This window comes from Legionella worsleiensis, from assembly GCF_001467535.1.
In the GTDB taxonomy this organism is placed as follows: Bacteria; Pseudomonadota; Gammaproteobacteria; order Legionellales; family Legionellaceae; genus Legionella; species Legionella worsleiensis.
In genome coordinates, this window is the sequence record NZ_LNZC01000002.1 from 71249 (window position 1) to 87826 (window position 16578).

Genomic DNA, 16578 nt, shown 5'->3' on the forward strand with positions numbered 1-16578 from the left:
TAACACACAGGGGCATAAGGATGATCTTAAATTTTATTGATGGACGTATTACACCTTCATCTTATGCAGACGGCAAGTATGTTTATTGGATAGCAAGCTGTGATGGTCATCCATTCGCAATGCTGATGACTATCCAAGAAACAGCAGAAGATCATATTGATGACATTAAATTAAATCACCTTTCAAAAACAGGCCATACTTACGGTATCGATTACATGATCGGGAATAAAAATTATTTTGGCAAAGGCTATGGCGCCCAAACATTATCAGAATTTCTTGATTTTTTCAGAAAAGACTTCGACGTATCAGCGGATACATTTATAATCGACCCTGCTAGCGATAATCCTAGAGCAAAAAAGGTCTACATGAGGGCGGGGTTTGAGCATATTGCTGACTTTGTAATGTCTGGCGATGTTTCTGGCGCTGGTAAACCACATCATTTATTGATTAGACGTTATCTGTCTGTGAATAATAATCATATCAAAGCAATTTGCCATCATTTTAACCTTGGGGCGCCCATTCAAGTGCCCACAAGAGTACACGGCGGCTTACTCCACATAATGTGGCGTCTTGATACAGATAAAGGCTCTTATGCGGTAAAGCAGCTATCAAAAGACATTAATCTGAAAAATGAGCAAGTCATTAAAAATTATGAATTGAGCGAAAGACTTGCATCACGCTTTGTAGCCCATGACATCCCAGGCATCTGTGCAATTGCACAATCTGGCAAATATCTTTTTATGATAGACGGAACTGGTTTTCTAGTGTACCCATGGGTTAATGCAAAAGCATTAGATCAACACGCCGTTTCAGAACATCACGCCCTAAAAATAGCCACTATCCTCGCCAAAATGCACTGTCTTAATTTGGATGAACCTGAAATCACCCAGCCAGAATTTTATACTCACACAAACCAAAAGATTCTTGAACTATTTGACAAGGCTGTAAAGTTTGTGTGCCCTTTTGCTGCAAATTTACGGAAAAATCAGAAAAATATATTGGCGGCTAATGAAGCTTATCAAAATTCAATACCGACACTAAAAACACATATTATCGTCAGCCATGGTGATTTGGATCAGAAGAATGTTTTGTGGGACAGTAGCAATAATCCAATCCTAATCGACTGGGAATCTTCCTGCAAAATCAATCCCACTTATGACATTATCAACACAGCATTTTATTGGAGCGGAATTACAAGTACCTTTGACAAGGATCTCTTTTTTAAAATGATTGAGGCATACCAAAAAGCTGGTGGCGTTATCAATAAGGATCATGTTGTCGCTGCTTGTTATGGCGCTTTTAGTTGGATTGGCTGGTTGGTTTATAACATCGAACGCTCCTGTGTTTCTGGCAATTCTGAACATAAAGCCATGGGCATTGAACAAGTGAATCAAACTTTAGCCACGATTCTACGCTTACAAACCATCATGCATGAAGTCATTAAAATTATTGAAGGTAAATTATGATCACTATTGACCTACTTAAAAACCACCCAGCGAGCATACCAAGATGCGCAGAAATATGGCATGAGGTTTTAGGTAAAATCTGGATGCCAGAGATTGTAATTGAAGAAATTGAATCTTTGTATTATGAAGAGCTGAAACCAGATATGCCACTGACTTACATTGCACTAGATGGTGAAATTCCTGTAGGTTCTTGCACATTGGAATTAAATGGTGGCATTCGGCCAGATTTAGGACCTTGGATTGGTGATTTGGTGGTTGATCAAAAATATCAAAAACAAGGGATCGGCAAGATGTTAATTGATGCCATCACAAACAAAGCCGCTGAGCTAGGATTTCAAAAATTATATCTTTTTACATTTGATCCAACTATTACTGACTATTACACTCACCTAGGTTGGAAAAAAATCGGCATGGATGAGTTTAAATCGAATCCTGTAACCGTGATGGAGGTAGTGTTATGACCAACGCCGATCAACCATTCAACATCACACCTGATCTTGCGCATAAGCTCATAGCTGAGCAATTTCCAGAATATGCTCATTTACCCATTACATCAGTTGAAAAACAAGGGCATGATAATCGTACCTATCGTTTAGGGCCGGACATGTTAATCCGCATGCCAACTGCGGAATCTTATGCTTTGAAAGTTCCTAAAGAACAAGCCTTATTACCGAAGCTAGTGTCCCACTTAACGGTCAGTATTCCTGTTCCAATTAAAATGGGTGCTGCTTCACAAGATTATCCATACCCATTCTCCATTTACAAATGGCTGGAAGGAGTGAGTATTAACCTTCTCGTTTTGGATCATGATTGCCTAGAAAAGCTTGCATTTGATTTAGTAAGGTTTTTAAAAGAGTTACAAAACATCGATGATGTCGATGGACCGGCTCCAGGCCAGCATAATTGGTGGCGTGGCGATCATGTCAGTGTTTACGATAAAGGTGCCCGAGAACAAATTTCAGAGCTATCAACTGTTATCAAAGAGGGTAAAGCGATAGATCTGTGGGAACGTGCCTACAAGACAAAATGGGATAAACCTCCTGTATGGATTCACGGCGATTTTGCGATCGGTAATATGCTGCTTAAAAATAGCAAACTATCCGCTATTATCGATTTTGGCGGTGTGGCTTTAGGTGATCCTGCTTGCGATCTGGTGATCGCATGGACTTTCCTTAAAGGAAAGGCACGCGACATCTTTGTCCAAGAGATGGATTTTGATGAGGACACTTGGCTTCGCGCAAAAGCCTGGACCTTATGGAAGGCAACTTTTGAATTATGCCAGATAGCAGATAAAAACAGCCCTGAGGCACTTATACAAAAAAGAATTATTGAGGATGTAATTGATGGATAAAGATTCAAATACTAAAACCCTCGACACCTATCTTGGTGAGCTATCTGGTGAAATAAACAAACTCTATGGATACGTCAAAATAGCCGGTGATAATTTTGGTGAACCTGCCATTAATTCTGGTCCATGCGGTCCATTTGCCAATGCTTTTTTCAAGCTATGGAATCTGATATTTACTGAAAAAGTAAATATCGTGTTTATTATGGTTAAAAAATCTGATGAGTGCTGGCACGTTCTTATACGTTTACCCAATGGGTCGCTTTATGATGGAGGCCTTGGGGTTCATAGCGAAGAAAAGTATGGCGATAAATTTGATATAGAGGACATGATTGAATATGACATAGAACTTTTAGAAAAACGTTCCTGTGGCTTAGGTCGCGAATACCCGCGTTATTGCCCCAGCTTCTCGATAAACACGGTCGAAGATTTGATAGAAAAATATTTGAATCTCATTGACGAAATGGGGGTACAGCATGCAAGTAGAACTAATTAAAGCCACCATAGAGCAGAAGCCATTGTTGGCGAATCTATTAGAGTTATACGCCTACGACTTCACAGAGTTTTGTGACTTTGATATTGGTGATGATGGTTTTTATGGATATGAGCGCCTGCCTTTGTATTGGACAGAGTCTACTCGCTTTCCCTATTTGATTTACGTTGACAAAAAAATAGCCGGGTTTATTTTGGTGCAAAAGGGATCCCCTATCTCGGATGATACGACGGTTTGGGATATTTCTGAATTTTTTGTCATGAAAAAATACAAGCGACAGGGTGTTGGTACTGCAGCAGTTCTTAAGATATGGGAGCAATTTAAAGGCCAATGGCAAGTCAGAGTATTAGTGGGCAATCACATAGCCTGTTCATTTTGGCTGCAGGCAATTAAAAAATTCATTTCAGTAACACCTGCTAAAACTGAGGCAACTATTAAAGGAGAGGACTGGGTTATTTACGCATTTGAATCAAAAAATAGGAGTGGCATATGAACGCTCCATTAATAAATTTATACCGCCAAGCCGAGGATTATTTTTTCAGAGGCATTTCCTCAAAATGCATGGATCCAGGCGACGGCGCTCATGCCTACATGACCGGTGGCGCCGAACTAAATTTTATTTACATTACAAAAAACACAAACGCTCTGGATAAAGTCTTAATCCAAGGAAAGGAGTTTTTCGACCAGAATAACCTTTCTTTTGATGTGATCATTCCACAAGAATTGTGCACGCCTCAAATGGCAGATGTTTTAACCACAATGGGTTATCCCCAGAAATGCAAATCAGTTTCAATGGTTGTGGACTTAGATAAATTTTCATTTGCCCAAACTGCGAGTTTTGATGATGAAACTATTATCAAAGCGAATGATGATCAATTAAATGACTGGATGATGCCATTGATAGGCGCATTTGAATCTACTTTTGAAATTTGTTCGATCTATGCAACCACCCATGAAAGTGCCTTAAAAAAGAATATTAATCTTCGCCATTTCAGCTTATACAAACAGGAAAAACCAATCGCATCAATTACCCTATCAATGCACGACAACACCATTGCAAGGATAGACGATGTGGGCACCCTCCCTGAGTTTCAAGGCAAAGGATATGCTAGCGCGCTCATGCGTTATGTGCTATCAGAATCCAAAAGATTAGGCGCATACCATTGCTTTTTAGAATCATCCGATTCAGGGCTTGGGGTCTATCAAAAACTTGGGTTTGAACCTCTGTTTAAAAACAATATTTATTCGAGGAAAGCATGAGTGCTGATATTGGGGTACAAAGACGATGCTAATAAAACCTGACCTTAAAGATGAAAAAATCATTGCGTGTTTACGGGATGCGTATGGATTGACTGTGGAAAAGATAGCGTTTCTGCCTCTTGGCGCTGATTTCAATACAGCTGTTTACCAGGTCACGACAAGCAGCCAAGTGGATTACTTTCTAAAGTTACGACGCGGTGAATTTATTGATGCTTCAGTTTCAGCTCCTAAATATCTTGCTGACTTGGGTATCAAGCAAGTGATCCCGCCTCTTGCAACCAAGACAAGGCAACTTTGGACAAGCTTGGCATCCTTCAAGGCGATTCTCTACCCTTATGTCGAGGGTCGTAATGGCGTAGAAGCCAAACTATCAGAAGATCAGTGGGTTCAATTTGGGGCGGCCATTAAAAAGCTTCACAGCACCGATATTCCAAACGCCCTAACAAGTGGCACACCACGGGAAGTATTTTCTTCCAAATGGCGAGAAACCGTCAAAGCATTTCTTATGCGCATTGAAAATGAGGTTTTTGAAGAGCCTGTTGCTGTAAAAATGGCATTGTTCCTGAAATCCAAAAGTAGCGAAATACGTAAACTTGTTGAGCGCGCTGAAAAGCTTGCGATCACGATCCAAAAACAGCCTCTCGAATATATTTTATGCCATGCAGATATCCATGGCTGGAACTTGATTGTTGATAAAGAAGGAGCTCTTTATATTGTTGACTGGGATACCCTCATCTTTGCCCCCAAAGAACGTGATTTGATGTTTGTCGGCGCTGGTATTTGGGACAGCGGTCGCACAGCGACTGAAGAGGAATCACTATTTTATCAGGGCTATGGCCAAACAAAGATAAATCAGGATGCCATTTGCTACTATCGTTTTGAACGTATTATTCAGGACATCGGCGACTATTGTGAATACATCTTTCTGTCTGATGAAGGTGGTGACGATCGGATGCAATGCTTTGAACACTTACAGCCCGTTTTTCTACCGAATGGTGCAATAGAGAGAGCTTGTCAGTCCGACAAGACGAGGGAGATTTTATGAAATTATATTTTATAGGTGGTGCCAGTGGCAGTGGTAAAACGGCAGTAATGCCCAATTTAAAAGAACTTTTGAGAGATAGTATCGCTGTTTATGATTTTGACGATATTGGTGTGCCCGACGCTGCCGATAAAAAATGGCGCCAAGAATCCACCGAGAAGTGGCTACAAAAATTATTTAGCGATGGCAAAGATGCCTGCTTGCTTGGTCAAATTGTTTTAGGGGAAATACTGGCATGCCCTTCCGCAAAACAGATAGATAAAGTCAATTTCTGTCTTTTGGATGTGAGCGATTTCGAACGTATTCAACGCCTCAAAAAACGTAATACTTATGGCCTTGATCAAAACATGTTGAATTGGTCGTCTTGGCTTCGCATGCATCACCAAGACCCACAGTGGATGCAGCATGTGCTACTCGATGATTGTTGGCATGGACTGGATTTTAGTGTTTTGGGTCAACTTGTGACTTGGAATAGCAAAGCATTTGTTAAAGCCTTGGACACAACAAGTTTGACAATAAATCAGGTTGCGGAGTCTATCGCTAATTGGATTAATCAGAAAAATAGTCATAATGGAGAGCCAATACCAAACAGCACATACAAAGTAATCGTAGATCACAACCCCAATCAGGCTGATAATAATGCTTTGGTGGAAGGACTTGTTGTTCATTATGAACGCCTAATAGGCGAGCCAAGAGACAAAGAGTTTTCAGTGTTTTTAAAAAATGACTTGGGCGAGATTTTCGGTGGCATACAAGCGCATTTTGATACCGAGCAAGTATATGTTGAAGTGTTGTAGGTTGATGAAAAACTCAGAAAACAAGGTTATGGTACAAAATTAATAAATGCAGCAGAGCAAGAAGCTGTTAAGCATGGCTGTGTTTTTTCTATAACTGATACATGGTCCTTTCAAGCGGAAGAATTTTATTTGAAGAATGGTTATGAACCTATGGGCGAGATAAAAAAATATTGGCGTGAACATTCAAGAATTTTTCTTAGGAAGGCATTATGAGCTTCGATATCGTTATCAGCAGTGAAGAAGAAACGCAGTTTGTAGATGATGAAATTGTTGCCTTCAATAAAAGCCACGCTCCGTTTACACAGGACAACGATTTTGTCAGTTTAAATTTTCACATAAAGAATGAGAGCCTTGTAGTAGCAGGGATCAACTCATTAATATATTGCTGGGGCATGCTCTATATCGATGTTTTGTTCGTCAAGGAGAGTCATCGTGGCCAACAACTCGGAAGCCTTTTGCTGAGCAAAGTTGAGGCCGAAGCTAAATCAATGGGGGCTAGCCTTTCGCATTTAGATACATTTGATTGGCAGGCTAAGGATTTTTATTTGAAACAAGGATACGAGGTGTTTGGTATTCTTGAAGGTTGCCCAGAGAGGCATAAACGATATTACCTGAAAAAGGTTTTGTAGATGATATCAGACAATCGAGACTCAATAAAAAAAGGCGATACGATTGGCCTCATTGCCCCGTCAAGCCCACTTTCTCCAGGACTGCTTGAAGCCTCAATTGCTTACTTTGAAAAAGAAGGATTTAAAATAAAAATTGGTAAAAATATTCAAAAGGCTGAGCTTTTTTCTGCGGGAACAGATGAGCAGCGTGCTGACGATATCATGAATTTTTTCAAAGACTCGGATGTGTCAGCTATAATCACGACTAATGGTGGCACCTGCTCTATTAGAACCTTGCCTTTGCTAGACTATGATGTTATTCGCAAGAACCCTAAACCAATAATCGGCTATAGTGACGCTACAGCTTTGCAGCTAGGGATATATTCTAAAACTGGAGGCATATCTTTTACAGGTTTCAATTGCAGTGATATCAAAGAGGGAGTAATAGATCGTAGGATATTAAGTACTTTAACCCACTGTTTAAATGAAGAAAGCTATTCCATTCATGGAGGAGCAACCATTAATCATGGTAGCGTTATAGCACCTCTGATCGGTGGAAATTTAATGTGTTTGCTAAATCTCATGGGTACACCTTATCAACCGGATTTTTCTAATAAGATTTTATTGATTGAGGATGTAGGAATTGAGCCTTACATTGTGGAAGGAATGTTTTCGCAATTGTATGTTGCAGGGATATTAAACAATGTATCAGGCGTTGTTATTGGAACTTTCACTGAATGTACAGCCAGGCATTTTTCAGCCCAAGCTGGAACAACAGAAGATATTATTGATTTTTGGTGTAAGCGAATTAATGTGCCATGTATCCGCGGGTTTTCATATGGTCATATAGAAAGCCGACATGTTTTACCGATTGGGAAGATGGCAACTTTAGATGCAACAAATTGCAAATTGGATATCCATTTTGACTAATAATAAAAACACACATAATCAAATAATCCTTTGGGCAAAAAATATTCTTGGCTCAAATATGCTTGGTACAGAAATTGTTGTACAAACACCTTGGTCAAGTGTTTTAAGAATTAGCACACCCGAAGGTCCATTTTATCTTAAGCAAACGCCACCCACTCTATTTATCGAAGTTGATATCCTTCAAAAATACCGCAACTTATGCAAAATAACTGATATCCCAGAAGTCATTGCAGAGAACAAAAATTTACACTGCTTTTTCATGAAGGAGTGCGGAGATGCAACACTGCGCACTTTGTTTGATGGGCATCTCAAGATTGATCTGTTAGTTCAGGGCCTGCAAGTTTACAATGCTATGCAAAGGGCAACAGTGCCACATGTTGCTGTGTTTATTCAAGCCGGTGTGCCAGACTGGCGCCTTAAACAATTTCCAACTTTGTATCAAGATCTCGTTGGCAATGAATCTTTTTTAACGGTTAATGGATTAGAGGCGTCACAGATTAAGACATTACAAGATGCAATGATGAGTCTCGAGGCACTATGCCAAGAGCTTTCAAGTTATGGGATACCAGAATGTCTTAATCATTCTGATTTCCACGAGAATAATATGTTATTCAGTAGCACCACAAAAAAAATTAGTATTATCGATCTGGGTGAAACGGCTATCAATCATCCATTCTTCTCCCTTGCTGCTTTCCTTAAAATTCCAGGCAATCGCTATAAAGTACCAATGGACTCCACAGACTATCACATACTTCATGATACCTGTTTTCAGGGATGGCTGTCCTCTAATGAAGATTTACAAAAAGCATTAGAACTTACCGAAAAGTTGCTTCCCATCTATTTGCTTTTTGCGCATATGCGGTTAGTTAATGCAACGTGCTCTATTGCACTTGGTACTATCCCTCGAATGAATAATCGCGTTAAAGAAGCATTTCTATGGTTTATAAAAAACCTCAACACTATACGTTAAAAGTTCGCGGGTAAATCTAATTAATTGTTCATTAGGCATTGATTCCCTTCCCTACAATTAAATACCAATTTTCTTGAGTTATAGGTATATTATTGCTAAATCTCTAAGAAAAAATAACATTATGATTGTAGGATCTGGACATCTTAATAGACTTTTAAACGGTGAATTAAAACGGATGATTAACAAGTCTTTCCTCATGGTATAGCAACTATTCCGTATTTCCTGATTGCTTATCTGGCAAAAATCCACCAACCTGTGCTTCCCACAAGGTTTTATAGAGACCATTTTTCTTTAAAAGCACGTCATGAGATCCCTCTTCAACAATGACCCCATTATCAAATACTAAAATTCTATCCATCTGCAACAAAGTTGATAGCCGATGTGCGATGACGATAGTGGTTTTTTTGCTCATTAATTCTAATAAAGATTCTTGAATTTCTTTTTCGATTACTGAATCCAGCGCAGATGTTGCTTCATCTAAAATTAATATTGGAGCATTTTTTAAAATAACCCGCGCAATTGCAATGCGCTGTCTTTGCCCGCCAGACAGTTTAATTCCACGCTCACCTACCAAAGAGTCATATTGCAGAGGCAATTTTTTTATGAACTCATGCGCGTGGGCACTGGATGCAGCGGTCATTACCTCTTCATCACTAGCCGATACCTTACCATAACGAATATTTTCCATTAAACTTCTATGGAATAATGAAGGGTCTTGTGGAATCATACCGATATGCTCATGCAGTGACTTTTGGGTCACGTCCCTGATATCCTGGCCATCAATCTTAATGGCGCCATCGATTATATCGTAAAGTCGTAAAATCAAATGAACAAAAGTAGACTTCCCACTGCCAGAATAGCCAACCAAGCCAACTTTTGATCCGGGTTTTATGGTAATGGATTTGTTCTGAAACAACTGAGTGTTGCCGTGATAATGAAAGTGCACTTTATCAAAAACAATTTCACCTTTAGTGACCCGTAGGGATTTTGAATCCGATTTGTCGGTGATCTCCATAGGGGTAAATAGTGCCCGAAGGCTTTGTTTCGATGTGCCAATAGCATCATTGATTTGCCCAATTGTTTCCGTTAACCACCAGATATTTTCAGCAACATAATTGGTTAAACTAAAAATCAATACAAAATCGCCAATAGTAATTTGCTGGTTTAATTTTAACTTGACCAGCATGAACAGCATCAATCCAAATAAAGTAACCCAGGCAAAACCCTGCGTAATAAACAGTTTGGTTAGAAACCATTCTTTAGTGACAAATTTTTTCTTGAGAATATTTAGTGATTTTTGTAAATAAGAAGCTTCATAGGCTCCTGCACCAAAAATTTTAACGTTTGAAAAATTTCCCACCGAATCTACTATTTCACCCGTAACAGCAGATTGAGACTCTGCATAATCATCCGATAATACGCTTATTTTTTTTATACATAATGAACTGCCTATGGTGAACAACAAGACCCATGTAAACAGGATAATTGAAAAAGCTGGATGAATAAAATACATTAAAATTAACGCAGTAATAGTCTGCGTTATTCCCCTGATAATTTGCGCACTATAATCATAAATCAAAGACTCAATTTTATCGGATAATGCTGTGATGTTTTTGGCAATCGTCCCACTAAAATTATCTTGAAAGAAATTAAAAGAGTGCTTGTGGATGTATTCAAAAGCATAATTTATTATATTGTTTTTTATCGTCGCAGCTGTTTTTAATTTGATAACATTAAAAATTCGCCAGCAGGACAGGTGCAGTTTCATCGCAACCAGTATGAGCAATGTTGACCAAATGATTTTGTTTACCATGGACGCATCCGTGCTGACTTGACTTAGTTCATTAATAAGCCTCTTATAAAAATAAGATTCCATTGGCAGCATAAGGCCGGCTGCTATAGCGACCAATACGAATAAAACAACCCATTTTAAATAGGGATTTAAAAAATACACGACGAATTTAAAGAGACTTTTAGTGTTGGGTTGCATCAACGGTTTCACAAGACATAATTGGCATATATTGTAGCATATAAAGGGTTTCAGTCGTATTTTTTGCAGAAAAAAGCATTTTCATTGGCTCGACTCATCGATCGTTAAGCGATACAATATATGCTGTGAGAAGGGATGCCCACCAAGTGATTTAGGATAGGCAGAATCACTTAAGATCTCCCCGTATACCTCACAACACACACAATAACGCCGATAATTATAGCGTCAGTTACTTTATCAATTTTTATATTCCCCCAATTATCATTTTCGACCCGCAATTCAAATGGATTAAATTCTTTTGATAAGGTCAGTTGTTTATATCTTCGTACAATAACCTCATTTTCTTCGTTAAGCTGTGCTGCAACTAAACTTCCTGGATGCAGTTCAGAATTGGGATCAATAATTAAAATATCATTAACTCTTAATTCAGGGTGCATACTCTCATCTTTCATTTTTAGAGCAAATGCATTTTCTCCAAGACGAGTACTAAGCTCAGAAGAAATCGGTATAAAGCTTATTTCATCTGAATTATGTTCGTTCCTAACCCTTTGAATGAATCCTTTAGGATCGCAGGCTTGATGATGATCGAGCAGTGGAACCAATGACCCTAATCCTGGAATTTTTTTTGGACGTTTCTCATCGGTTAGGCACATCAAATAAGCAGGTGAAATATCTAGTGCTCTAGCAAGTTGTTTTATTTCTTCAGGCCCTGGAGTTCTATCACCTCGCTCCCAATTGCTAATTCTTGATTGTTTAAGATCATCAGTTAACTCCTCAAGGGCCTTTCTAGTTAATCCTTTTGCTATCCGTTCTTCTTGAATTCTTTGACCAATTTTTTCTTTTATATTCATATTAACCAACCCAATTAATCCCATATTGTGAAAATATATATTGACAATGCACCGAATGGTGGTAAATTAAAATAATTATTTACACGAATCGTACGATTCAAGTAGTAGTTAATAGTAAATATACCATATAAAAAAAATAATAACGAATTTGTACACGGATTGAGAGTGAATAGTGGATTTTTTAATTAATGACAAAGAACTTGCTGCTTTATGTGGGATGCCACACCTTCAGCAACTGGCTTACCTAAGAGGGATAAGGCCATATATGGATGTCAAAACAGGATTAGTCGGCATAAAGCGCGGAATCAGCTATCAATCGATAGCAGAGCAACTTTATATTGAGCCGCATCAAGGCATTAAAAGCGAGAGCTATTCACGCATGCAAATACGCCGTGCCTTATCTGCTTTGGGGCGAGCAGGGCTTATTACACCACAATCCGAAGGTTTAAAATTAATTTTAAGATGCGAATTAGCTACAATGGGTTATTCCGTCCAAAATAAACTAGACCTAAACCAGACACAGCAACTAGACCCAGCTAAAAATCAGCAACGCCTTATAAATACTGGCTTATCAAAGACAGACCCACTAAAAGCCGGCATAGATAAATCTCCAAAAGCCGACACACCTCTAAAAGAAGATAATTATTATATTTTTTTATTATCACAATTCGAAAAATTTTGGGATTTGTATCCGCTAAAAAAATCAAAGCAAAAAGCATGGGAAGCATTTCAAGCGCTTAATCTCACACCTGAGTTGCCAATACAAATTTATTCGGCTTTACAACAACAAATCCAGTTTTATCAACAACAGCATAGCCAAGGCCAATGGGTTGCTGCTTGGAAATATCCTGCCAATTGGTTAGCGCAACATTGTTGGAAAGATGAAATTCAAAGTGATACGTGTCAGGAGACAAATAATGCAGTCCATGAAACAAATTATAAGAAACAACCCATTAGAGACAGCTTCTGGGAGTCATGTAAATCAGGAATTGAAGAAGAAGCCGATGACAACATCATCGACCTTAGCGCCTACCGAGGAAAGTCGCAAGCGCATTGATCGATTATTTTTGAGGTTTGCAGCTATGTACGGACAGGTTTGGCGTAGTCAATTTAAAAGCGATGAGTTTTTAGTTTTTGTTAAAGGTGAATGGCAACAAGGACTACTTGCCTATGCGGATAACATTCTTGATCTGGCAATTGATTTATGTCGAAAAAATAAGGAACTACCGCCAACCTTACCCCAATTTATTGATTTTTGTAAAAACTGTTCCAAGAGAAGTTCATTTTTTGTACCTGATGAAGCTCCCAAAAACAATAACCCTGAAGTGGCTAAAACCCAATTACTGAAAATGAAACACATTTTAAATATGAAAGTTAACTAAAAAGGAGAAGAAGATGTTGAGTTTAACTAGAAGAGTCGGTGAAAGCATTGTTATTGGAGAAGATATATTTATCACAGTTCTATGTTGTAAAGGGAATCAGGTACGCATTGGGTTTAATGCACCCAATTCAGTAGCAATCCACCGTTATGAAATTTATCAAAAAATTCAATCTGAAAAGCACGATGGTTTGGCTGATCCAACAAAGAAATTTTGCCCATCAATGCAGCAATCAATCCTCAATCACCATTAAAAAGGAGGGATAACATGTCTTTATTAAATCAGTTCAGAAGTAACGTGTTAAGCAGTATTAATGCTCACATTGGAAAGATTTTCATACTTATTTGCTTGCTAATAATGGCTCAAGGAACCTTTGCAGCGGATGCTTTATCCGCTGCAGAAGAAGTAGTTAAGGATACCTACAATGGTTCGATAAAAACCTATCTTTATGTCGGAGAAGCTGTAGCGGCTGTTGTTACCTTGATGTTTACTCGAAATATTAAAACGCTTGGCGGCGTTGGGGCGATGGCTATTTTTCTAAATGTCGTTGCAATGCTAGCAGGGGTTTAAGATGGAAGATCCGAGAAAATACAAAACACCCCAATATCTTAATGAGCCTTATCGATTGATTATTTTTACACTCGATGAGGTCATGGTAGCAGCATTAACTCTCTACGTATTTGGGGCTGTTTGTGGTTTTTTTGTTACCTCATTGATTCTAACCTGTGCGTTTCTATTCCTGATGAAACGCATGAAGGGGAATGAAGGTCCCTATTTTTATATCCACCTTTTTTATTGGTTCTTTTCTCTATCACCTAAGTTACGGGCAACACCACCGTCATGGATTAGAGCGTTTTTGGGGTAACAGATGAAAATAGAACAAAAAAAATCAGAATTAATGAAGGAAAAAAAGATTAGGGTTTTATTCATAGGTATTAGTAGTGTGCTGCTAGCTATGACATTCATGCAATCAATTACCATTGTGGCCTTATTGCATTATGCTCATAGCAAACATGAAACCCATTTCATCCCACCTAAAATATCTCAAGAATTTACACTTTCTGGAACAGGTGTTTCGGAAGGCTATTTAAGAGACATGACCAATTTCTTAACGCAACTTCGTTTTAATATCACTTCAAGTTCAGCCACTTACCAATTTAATGCGCTCTTAGGCTATGTAGCTCCCTCACTGTATGGGGACATCAGGGCGCAATTGGTTAAGGAAGTCGAACAAATTAATCACGAACATTTATCCAGCGTGTTTTATCCATCGACCTTTGAAATTGATATCAAACACTTGAGCGTAAAAGTAATGGGACAGATGAAGCGTTTTGTTGGCGCGGATTTGATGTCTGATGTACGGGAGACTTTTTTGATTAGGTATTCCTATGAGTATGGCCTGTTGAAACTAACGAATCTTGAGAAGGTGTAATCATGAAACAAATGGCAATGATATTCAGCTTAGGCTTATTAATAGCAACAGCAGAAGGTGCTCAAATAAAAACAGTCAGAAATTATGAAGATATTTTAATTAATGCCTCAATTAAAGAACCCAATAATCTGATGTTAGAGGATGATCGCATTCAGCAAATAAAAGCACCTGGCAACACCCTGGTTGATGCATGCAATGGGAAGGCGAATTGCAAATTAATTGATGATACGACGGGTATTCTTACTTTTTTGCCATCGCCTCTTTACCACACGCGAGCTTTTACTATCAATTTGCTGACTGAAAAAGGCTTTTTTTACAACGTGCGTGTAGAGCCAAAACCCATTGCTTCACAAACAATCGTTTTTAAATCCTATAAAAACCCTGTAATTCGTGCCCGTGACCCACGTACTTCAAGTTATGAAAAGGTAATGGTTGGTTTTTTAAGAGCACTGGTTAATGGGTATTTGCCAGAAGGTTTTACTCAAACAATACCTAAAAAGCCTTCGGTATATAAAGCGCAAAAAACACAGCTAAAACGCTTGTTGACGGTTAAAGGCAACCGTATGCGGGGTGAAATTTTTGAGTTAAAGAACGTAACCAATCAGCCTATTGATGCCAAGGAATCTTGGTTTAATTGGCCTGGAACCAAAGGGGTGGCGCTTGCTAAAACCCATTTAGCGCCGTTTGAAACTACTCGATTGTACAGGATTAGCTAACATGTCTATTCAACTTAAAAAACAACAACAGATCTTTTTAGGGATTGTTATCGGCGTTATAGTGTTGGTGATTGCGTGCTTTGCCTTATTGGGAAACAAGACAGTTAAATCCAGAGAGGTTGATAAACCCGCTTATAAAAAACACAGCTTAGCCAGCCCGATATCTACTGCCACTAATGAATCCCATTGGATTGAGAAAACACAAAATGCCTGGCGAGCTGAGCTTGCAAAATCAGAGCTCTTTGATAAAAGCCTCAAAGCATTAGGTGATGAAAAAGACAAGCAAAGCAAGCTCATTACTTCGCAAAAAGATGAACTATCGGAAATGAAATCAACACTTTCTGAGCTGAAGCATCAAATAGTTAAACTGCAAATGGAGCGTACTACCCCAATAAATGGGACATTAAAAACCAATGAGCCCCAAAATGGGTTATTACCCCGAGCAGATGAATCGGCAGCGAGTAACTCTATAGAGATAGATTCTGGATTTATTCAATACACAGCCAAGTTAAATAAAAAATCCAAGCCACGAATCAAAACACCCAATAATTATGTCTTCTCTAATACCTTTGCTAAAGCAGTTGTTTTACAAGGGGCTGATGTTTCAGCGGGAGTTTTAAGCCAGGCCAACCCGGACATTATGATATTTCAAATAGTCGATGATGGAGTGATGCCGAATAAATACAGGGCACCGCTTAAAGGCTGTATGGTAAGTGCTTCTGTAATTGGTGATATTTCCAGTGAGCGAGGGAAATTTCGTACCGAACGATTAAGTTGCATTCATTCCAATGGGACCAGTATCGACATCCAGGTCACGGGTATTATTGCAGATTCTAAAAACGGAATTCGTGGGCGTGCAGTATGGCGTGATGAACCGATGGTGAAAAAAGCTTTTTGGGGGAACTTCTGGGAAAGCATGGGCAATATTGGCCAGCAATATTCCACTGATTACAGCACCTCGCCTCTAGGAAGTGTATCAACCATTCAAGCAGGAAAAATTCCCCTAGCGGCTGTTTCTAGCGGCGGATCGGGTGCAGCCAAAATGTATGCACAGTACAACATCAAGCGCGCTGAAATGTACCACCCAATTATTCAATTGCCTCCAATGGTTACAGTTGATGTGACTTTTCTTAAAGGATTTTGGCTTGACGGAGGGACGGACACTAATGCCCCTGAACAACCAGAAGAAAGACAAGATTCCAAAGTGGCTTTTGAAGCTCCTGTCGAGTCTGAGACTTCTGAAGAAAAAGCTGCTAATCAATTTTTCTATAAAAACCACTCGTTTTAAGGACATATCGA

At 38.9% G+C, this 16578-nt stretch carries 21 protein-coding genes and 1 pseudogene; 20 read left to right on the forward strand and 2 right to left on the reverse strand.

Annotated elements, in window-relative coordinates; translation table 11 throughout:
• Positions 1 to 20 precede the first annotated feature (20 nt).
• From Lwor_RS00695 to Lwor_RS00745, 12 genes and pseudogenes are all read left to right on the forward strand, one after another.
• Positions 21 to 1466, forward strand: a complete 1446-nt coding sequence (locus tag Lwor_RS00695; RefSeq protein WP_238584590.1) for a GNAT family N-acetyltransferase — start codon at positions 21 to 23, stop codon at positions 1464 to 1466.
• Entirely contained in the window at positions 1463 to 1927 is a 465-nt protein-coding gene (locus Lwor_RS00700) for a GNAT family N-acetyltransferase (RefSeq protein ID WP_058491801.1), read from the forward strand. The genes Lwor_RS00695 and Lwor_RS00700 overlap by 4 nt, the downstream gene beginning before the upstream one ends.
• Complete coding sequence (locus Lwor_RS00705) at positions 1924 to 2817, forward strand: aminoglycoside phosphotransferase family protein (RefSeq protein ID WP_058491803.1); 894 nt, start codon at positions 1924 to 1926, stop codon at positions 2815 to 2817. The genes Lwor_RS00700 and Lwor_RS00705 overlap by 4 nt, the downstream gene beginning before the upstream one ends.
• The gene (locus tag Lwor_RS00710) at positions 2810 to 3307 is read left to right on the forward strand and encodes a hypothetical protein (RefSeq protein ID WP_058491805.1); all 498 of its coding nucleotides are present in this window, start codon (positions 2810 to 2812) and stop codon (positions 3305 to 3307) included. Before Lwor_RS00705 ends, Lwor_RS00710 begins: the two co-directional genes overlap by 8 nt.
• A complete protein-coding gene (locus Lwor_RS00715) occupies positions 3288 to 3797 on the forward strand; it encodes a GNAT family N-acetyltransferase (RefSeq protein ID WP_058491807.1) in 510 nt (169 codons plus the stop codon). The genes Lwor_RS00710 and Lwor_RS00715 overlap by 20 nt, the downstream gene beginning before the upstream one ends.
• Positions 3794 to 4564 (forward strand): GNAT family N-acetyltransferase, encoded by a 771-nt coding sequence (locus Lwor_RS00720; RefSeq protein ID WP_058491809.1) that lies wholly within the window; start codon positions 3794 to 3796, stop codon positions 4562 to 4564. Before Lwor_RS00715 ends, Lwor_RS00720 begins: the two co-directional genes overlap by 4 nt.
• 25 nt (positions 4565 to 4589) lie before the next feature.
• Positions 4590 to 5609: an aminoglycoside phosphotransferase family protein gene (locus Lwor_RS00725; protein ID WP_058491812.1), complete on the forward strand. Its 1020-nt coding sequence runs from the start codon at positions 4590 to 4592 to the stop codon at positions 5607 to 5609.
• Positions 5606 to 6403 carry a DEAD/DEAH box helicase family protein gene (locus Lwor_RS00730; RefSeq protein ID WP_058491813.1) on the forward strand — a complete coding sequence of 266 codons (798 nt, stop codon included), beginning with the start codon at positions 5606 to 5608 and terminating at the stop codon, positions 6401 to 6403. The genes Lwor_RS00725 and Lwor_RS00730 overlap by 4 nt, the downstream gene beginning before the upstream one ends.
• 12 nt (positions 6404 to 6415) lie before the next feature.
• A pseudogene (locus tag Lwor_RS14265) lies at positions 6416 to 6616 on the forward strand (GNAT family N-acetyltransferase); the annotation flags it as partial.
• On the forward strand, positions 6613 to 7032 hold the full coding sequence (locus Lwor_RS00735) for a GNAT family N-acetyltransferase (RefSeq protein WP_058491815.1): 420 nt from the start codon (positions 6613 to 6615) through the stop codon (positions 7030 to 7032). The pseudogene Lwor_RS14265 and the gene Lwor_RS00735, both read left to right, overlap by 4 nt.
• Positions 7033 to 7941 (forward strand): S66 peptidase family protein, encoded by a 909-nt coding sequence (locus tag Lwor_RS00740; protein ID WP_058491817.1) that lies wholly within the window; start codon positions 7033 to 7035, stop codon positions 7939 to 7941. It abuts the gene before it with no gap.
• The gene (locus tag Lwor_RS00745) at positions 7904 to 8911 is read left to right on the forward strand and encodes a phosphotransferase (RefSeq protein WP_083501555.1); all 1008 of its coding nucleotides are present in this window, start codon (positions 7904 to 7906) and stop codon (positions 8909 to 8911) included. Before Lwor_RS00740 ends, Lwor_RS00745 begins: the two co-directional genes overlap by 38 nt.
• A 208-nt stretch (positions 8912 to 9119) precedes the next feature.
• On the opposite strand, the gene Lwor_RS00750 is transcribed toward Lwor_RS00745, so the two are convergent.
• Together Lwor_RS00750 and Lwor_RS00755 are read right to left on the reverse strand one after the other, a co-directional pair.
• A complete protein-coding gene (locus tag Lwor_RS00750) occupies positions 9120 to 10901 on the reverse strand; it encodes an ABC transporter ATP-binding protein (protein WP_058491821.1) in 1782 nt (593 codons plus the stop codon).
• Between the two features lie 170 nt (positions 10902 to 11071).
• Positions 11072 to 11752 (reverse strand): helix-turn-helix domain-containing protein, encoded by a 681-nt coding sequence (locus Lwor_RS00755; RefSeq protein WP_058491823.1) that lies wholly within the window; start codon positions 11750 to 11752, stop codon positions 11072 to 11074.
• A 172-nt stretch (positions 11753 to 11924) separates the two neighbouring features.
• Between Lwor_RS00755 and Lwor_RS00760 the strand changes: the two genes are divergently transcribed.
• Genes Lwor_RS00760 through Lwor_RS00795 form a run of 8 tightly spaced genes read left to right on the forward strand, consistent with a single transcriptional unit; the run spans position 11925 to position 16567 of the window.
• On the forward strand, positions 11925 to 12809 hold the full coding sequence (locus Lwor_RS00760; RefSeq protein ID WP_083501545.1) for a Vir protein: 885 nt from the start codon (positions 11925 to 11927) through the stop codon (positions 12807 to 12809).
• A gap of 25 nt (positions 12810 to 12834) precedes the next feature.
• Positions 12835 to 13134 (forward strand): hypothetical protein, encoded by a 300-nt coding sequence (locus Lwor_RS00765; protein ID WP_058491827.1) that lies wholly within the window; start codon positions 12835 to 12837, stop codon positions 13132 to 13134.
• Positions 13135 to 13147: 13 nt separating this feature from the next.
• Positions 13148 to 13384 (forward strand): carbon storage regulator CsrA, encoded by a 237-nt coding sequence (gene csrA / locus Lwor_RS00770; protein WP_010947807.1) that lies wholly within the window; start codon positions 13148 to 13150, stop codon positions 13382 to 13384.
• 14 nt (positions 13385 to 13398) lie between these two features.
• Complete coding sequence (locus Lwor_RS00775) at positions 13399 to 13701, forward strand: fimbrial protein (protein WP_010947806.1); 303 nt, start codon at positions 13399 to 13401, stop codon at positions 13699 to 13701.
• Between the two features lies 1 nt (position 13702).
• Complete coding sequence (traL, locus tag Lwor_RS00780; RefSeq protein ID WP_058491829.1) at positions 13703 to 13996, forward strand: type IV conjugative transfer system protein TraL; 294 nt, start codon at positions 13703 to 13705, stop codon at positions 13994 to 13996.
• 3 nt (positions 13997 to 13999) lie between these two features.
• Positions 14000 to 14563 (forward strand): type IV conjugative transfer system protein TraE, encoded by a 564-nt coding sequence (traE, locus tag Lwor_RS00785; protein WP_058491830.1) that lies wholly within the window; start codon positions 14000 to 14002, stop codon positions 14561 to 14563.
• A gap of 2 nt (positions 14564 to 14565) precedes the next feature.
• A complete protein-coding gene (traK, locus tag Lwor_RS00790) occupies positions 14566 to 15279 on the forward strand; it encodes a type-F conjugative transfer system secretin TraK (protein WP_058491832.1) in 714 nt (237 codons plus the stop codon).
• Position 15280: 1 nt separating this feature from the next.
• Positions 15281 to 16567: a TraB/VirB10 family protein gene (locus Lwor_RS00795; RefSeq protein ID WP_058491834.1), complete on the forward strand. Its 1287-nt coding sequence runs from the start codon at positions 15281 to 15283 to the stop codon at positions 16565 to 16567.
• Positions 16568 to 16578 lie beyond the last annotated feature (11 nt).